Source organism: Elioraea sp., assembly GCF_022842375.1.
In the GTDB taxonomy this organism is placed as follows: Bacteria; Pseudomonadota; Alphaproteobacteria; order Acetobacterales; family Acetobacteraceae; genus Elioraea_A.
On sequence record NZ_JALHPR010000068.1, the window covers coordinates 1 to 4,409 of the forward strand.

The 4,409-nt window shown below is 69.9% G+C and carries 3 protein-coding genes; all 3 read left to right on the forward strand.

The genetic code is table 11. The features are described 5' to 3' along the window. The first annotated feature begins 129 nt into the window (after window positions 1-129). Window positions 130-2,943: a cation-translocating P-type ATPase gene (locus Q0C38_RS23045; RefSeq protein ID WP_291299482.1), complete on the forward strand. Its 2,814-nt coding sequence runs from the start codon at window positions 130-132 to the stop codon at window positions 2,941-2,943. Next, entirely contained in the window at window positions 2,940-3,767 is an 828-nt protein-coding gene (locus tag Q0C38_RS23050; protein WP_291299483.1) for a L,D-transpeptidase, read from the forward strand. Before Q0C38_RS23045 ends, Q0C38_RS23050 begins: the two co-directional genes overlap by 4 nt. 49 nt (window positions 3,768-3,816) lie before the next feature. Further along, window positions 3,817-4,409: DUF6920 family protein (locus Q0C38_RS23055; RefSeq protein ID WP_291299484.1), on the forward strand; the 593-nt coding region annotated here is incomplete at its 3' end.

Genomic DNA, 4,409 nt, shown 5'->3' on the forward strand with positions numbered 1-4,409 from the left:
GCCTCGGGCTTCCGGGCCCGCGGGCATCGACACCCGGTGGATGCGGCGACGCATCCCGCGACCCCGTCACTCCATCGGCCTGCCGATGACGGATCGCGCGCGCGACCCGATGTGCCCGTGAAGCGAGGCATGGCGTCCGCGGCGGAAGGCCCTGTGGCGGATCCGTCCGTGGTAGAGGCGGATGCCGTCGCTGCCGCGTTCGGCACGGATGCGATGCTGGGTCTCACGGCCCAGGAGGCGGGCCTCCGGCTCGCGCGGGACGGTCCCAACGAACTGCGCGCCGCACCCGTGCCGTCGGCTTGGCGCCGCATCCTCGTTCAGTTGCAGGATCCGCTGGTGTACCTGCTGCTCGTCGCTGCCGCTGTGGCGGTGGCGGCCTGGTGGGTCGAAGGGCGATCGGGGTGGCCCGCCGATGCCATCGTGATCACGATCGTCGTGGCACTCAACGCGCTGCTGGGGTGGGTGCAGGAAGCGAAGGCGCGGGGCGCCGTCGCGGCGCTGGCGCGGATGACGCAGGCCACGACTGCCGTCATGCGAGACGGGCAGCTGCAGCGCATTCCGAGCGCGGAGCTGGTGCTCGGCGACTTGATGCTGCTGGCCGAGGGCGATGCGGTGGGGGCCGACGCGCGCCTCCTCGAGGCCTCGGCGCTGCGCGTGCTCGAAGCCTCGCTGACCGGCGAGAGCGAACCAGTCCTCAAGGATGCCGCCTTGCTCGCCGCACCGGCGGCGCTCGGCGACCGCCTCAACATGGTGTTCAAGGGCACGACCGTCGCGCAGGGCAACGCACGCGCGGTCGTCACCGCGACCGGAATGCAATCCGAAGTGGGCGCCATCGCCACCATGCTCGATGCGACGGTGGACCGTCCGACGCCGCTGCAGGTGGAGGTGGGCCGGACCGGGCGCGCGCTCGGCCTGGCCGCCGTCGCCATCGCGGTGATCGTGGTCGCGACGATCCTCGTCACGGACCACGTGCGTGCACTCCCCGATGTCGTTCGCGTTCTGCTCCTGGGCGTGTCGCTCGCCGTGGCGGCCGTGCCCGAGGGCCTGCCGGCAATCATGTCGGTGGTGCTCGCGCTCGGCGTGCAGCGGATGGCGCGCCGCCGCGCCATCGTGAAGAAGCTGGCCTCCGTGGAGACGCTCGGGTCTGCGTCCGTCATCGCGACCGACAAGACGGGCACGCTCACGCGCGCCGAGATGACGATCGTCCGGATCGTCACCGCATCCGGCACCAGCGAGGTCACGGGTGTCGGCTATGCGCCCGTCGGACACGTGGCGCAAGCGGGCGTGCCGCTGACGCCCGGCGCGCCGCACGCCGAGGTGCAGGCGGTCCTGACCGGCGGCAGCCTCGCGGGCAACGCCCGACTGTCCCAGGCCGCCGGCGGTGAGTGGGAGATCCAGGGCGATCCGACCGAGGCTGCGTTTCTCGTGGCCGAACGGAAGCTCGGTGCGACGGCGCTCCGCGAGGCGCGCTTCTCCCGCATCGGCGAGATCCCGTTCACGTCCGACCGCAAGATGATGTCGACCATCGAGACCGATCACCATCGCGACGATGCGCCGGTCGTCATCACCAAGGGCGCGCCGGGCGTACTGCTGGAGCGATGCAATCGCGTGCGCGTCGGCACCGCGGACGTCGCGCTGGACGCCGCAGGGCGGCAGCGCATCCTCGCCGAGGTGGACAGTCTCGCCGGCGACGCGTTGCGCACGCTGGCCGTGGCCTTCAGACCGCTGACGCCGGACGAGAGTGCGGATGCACCGACGGGACTCGAGCGCGACCTGATCTACCTCGGCACCGTCGGAATCATCGATCCGCCGCGGGAGGAGGTGGCCGGGGCGATCCTCGAGGCGAGGAACGCCGGCATCCGCGTGATCATGATCACGGGCGATCATCCGCGCACCGCGCTGCGCATCGCCACGGACCTTGGCATCGTCACGGCAGGGGCGGTCGCGCCAGCCCTCACGGGGGTCGAGATCGACGCCCTCGACGACACCGCGTTCGCCGCCGCGATTCGGACCACCGCCGTCTTCGCCCGCGTGGCCCCGCGACACAAGCTGCGCATCGTGAGCGCGCTGCAGGCGGCGGGCGAAGTGGTGGCGATGACGGGCGACGGCGTCAACGACGCCCCGGCACTCAAGTCGGCGGACATCGGCGTCGCGATGGGCATCACCGGCACCGAGGTCACGAAGGAAGCCGCGCGGATGATCCTCGCCGACGACAACTTCGCCACGATCGTCGAGGCGGTGCGCGAAGGACGCGGCGTGCTCGACAACATCCGCAAGTTTCTGCGCTACCTGCTGTCATCCAATCTCGGCGAGGTCCTTACCGTGTTCCTCGGCGTAGTGGGCGCCGGGGTGATCGGCCTGAAGGCGGGCAACGCGGGCGGCGAACTGGTTCTGCCGCTTCTGGCCACGCAGATCCTCTGGATCAATCTCATCACGGATGCCGGGCCGGCGCTTGCCATGGGTGTCGATCCGGCGGCCGGCGACGCCATGGCACATCCACCCCGGCACCGCGGCGAAAGGATGATCGACAAGGCCATGTGGGCGGGCATTGCCGCCACCGGCATCGTGATGGCCGTGGTGACTCTGCTGACCCTCGACATGTTCCTGCCCGGCGGCCTCATCGAGGGCACGGGCGATCTGACACTCGCCCGCACCGCCGGCTTCACGGTGCTCGTTCTGGCCCAGCTCTTCAACTGCTTCAGCGCCCGGTCCGAGACGGGCAGCGCGTGGCACGGCCTGTTCGCGAACCGGTGGCTGTGGGGCATGGTGGGCCTCTCCGCCGCGTTGCAGGTGGCGGTCATTCACATCGGATTCCTCAATCGGGCGTTCGGGACCACGCCGCTGTCGCCCGGGCAGTGGCTGACCTGCGTTGTCATGGCGAGCGGCGTGCTGTGGGCCAGCGAGTTGCGGAAGTGGGCCGTGCGCGCATGGGGGAGGGGATGAGACGGTCGACGCTCGCAAACGGCTTCGCATGGGCCGCGGGCATGCTGGTGTCGCATGCCGTGCTTGCCCTCGCGCTGCCAGAAGCCATCCCGGAAACGCCCGCCGTGTGGCGCCAGAGATTCGAGGCCGAGGTGGACCATCGGCTCGAGGTGCCGCCGGCCAATCAGCAGTGGTACATCCTGCAGTTGCAGAAGGCGCTGACGGAAGCCGGCCGCGACACGCCCGGCGCGCAGAGCCATGTGCTCGTGGATCGCGGCGAGCACGTGCAGGCGGCGATGGTCATCGTGCGAATGCCGGCGGGCACGTGGCATTGGCTGGGTGCCACGGCCGTGTCCACCGGCAAGATCGGCAAGTTCGAGCATTTCCTCACGCCCCTCGGCGTCTTCGCCCATTCGCTGGACAACCCCGACTTCCGGTCCCTCGGGACGTACAACAAGAACCATATCCGCGGCTACGGCGTGCGGGGAACGCGGGTGTTCGATTTCGGCTGGCAGGTGGCCGAGCGCGGCTGGGGAGAGGGCGGTACCAGCAAGATGCGGCTGCAGATGCACGCCACCGATCCGCGTCTGCTCGAGCCGCGGCTCGGGCGCGTGGCCTCCGAAGGCTGCATCCGCATTCCCGCCTCCCTCAATGTGTTCCTGGATGGCCACGGCATTCTCGATGCGGACTACGAGGCGGCCGAGGCGAGCGGCCAGCGGCTGTGGGTGCTGAAGCGCGATCGCCGGACGATCCCCTGGCCCGGTCGCAACCTGGTGATCATCGATTCACAGACGCCCGGGCGGCCGCGGTGGTCGCCTCTTCCCGGCAAGCGGGTCACGCCGTGACCCTGCCCGAACAACCTATGCCTATTGGGGAAAGTGGATGAGACGACTGATGTGGTTGCTTCTGATCGTGGGTGCGGGCGCGGTCGCCGCGGCAGGCCTTTACGTTCACGGAGACCGGCGCTGGTCCGAGACGATCCAGGCGCTGACCGAAAGACTCGAAGCGGGGCGGACCGACGGGAGCGCGGCAGTGCCCTATCCCACGCGATTCGATTCACGCGAGTTGCACGGTCTGCCCGAGCCGGTGCAGCGCTACTTCCGCGCGGTGCTGAGCGAAGGCCAGCCCATGATCACCGCGGTCACGCTCGATGTGTCCGGCACCTTCAACATGAAGTTCGGCGGCAGCGACTGGAAGCCGTTCACGTCGCGCCAGCGCGTCGTCACGCGGCGCCCCGGCTTTATCTGGGATGCGCAGATGCCTGCGTTCGCGGGCGTGCCGGTGCGAGTGGTGGACAGCTACATCGCCGGGCAGGGCCTGCTGCATGCGGCCGTTCTCGGGCTTTTCGCCGTGGCCGATTTCCGCGGTACCGGCGAGATTGCGCGCGGTGAGTTCATCCGCTACTTCGCCGAGGCGGCCTGGTATCCGACGGCGCTGCTGCCGAGCCAGGGCGTGCGATGGGAGCCCGTCGACGGCGCTTCCGCGAA

What these genes read in the sequence shown, in the direction of transcription:
- Q0C38_RS23045 (WP_291299482.1), top strand. Translation starts at nt 130, where the DNA reads ATGGCGTCCGCGGCGGAAGGCCCTGTGGCGGATCCGTCCGTGGTAGAG.
- Q0C38_RS23050 (WP_291299483.1), top strand. Translation starts at nt 2,940, where the DNA reads ATGAGACGGTCGACGCTCGCAAACGGCTTCGCATGGGCCGCGGGCATG.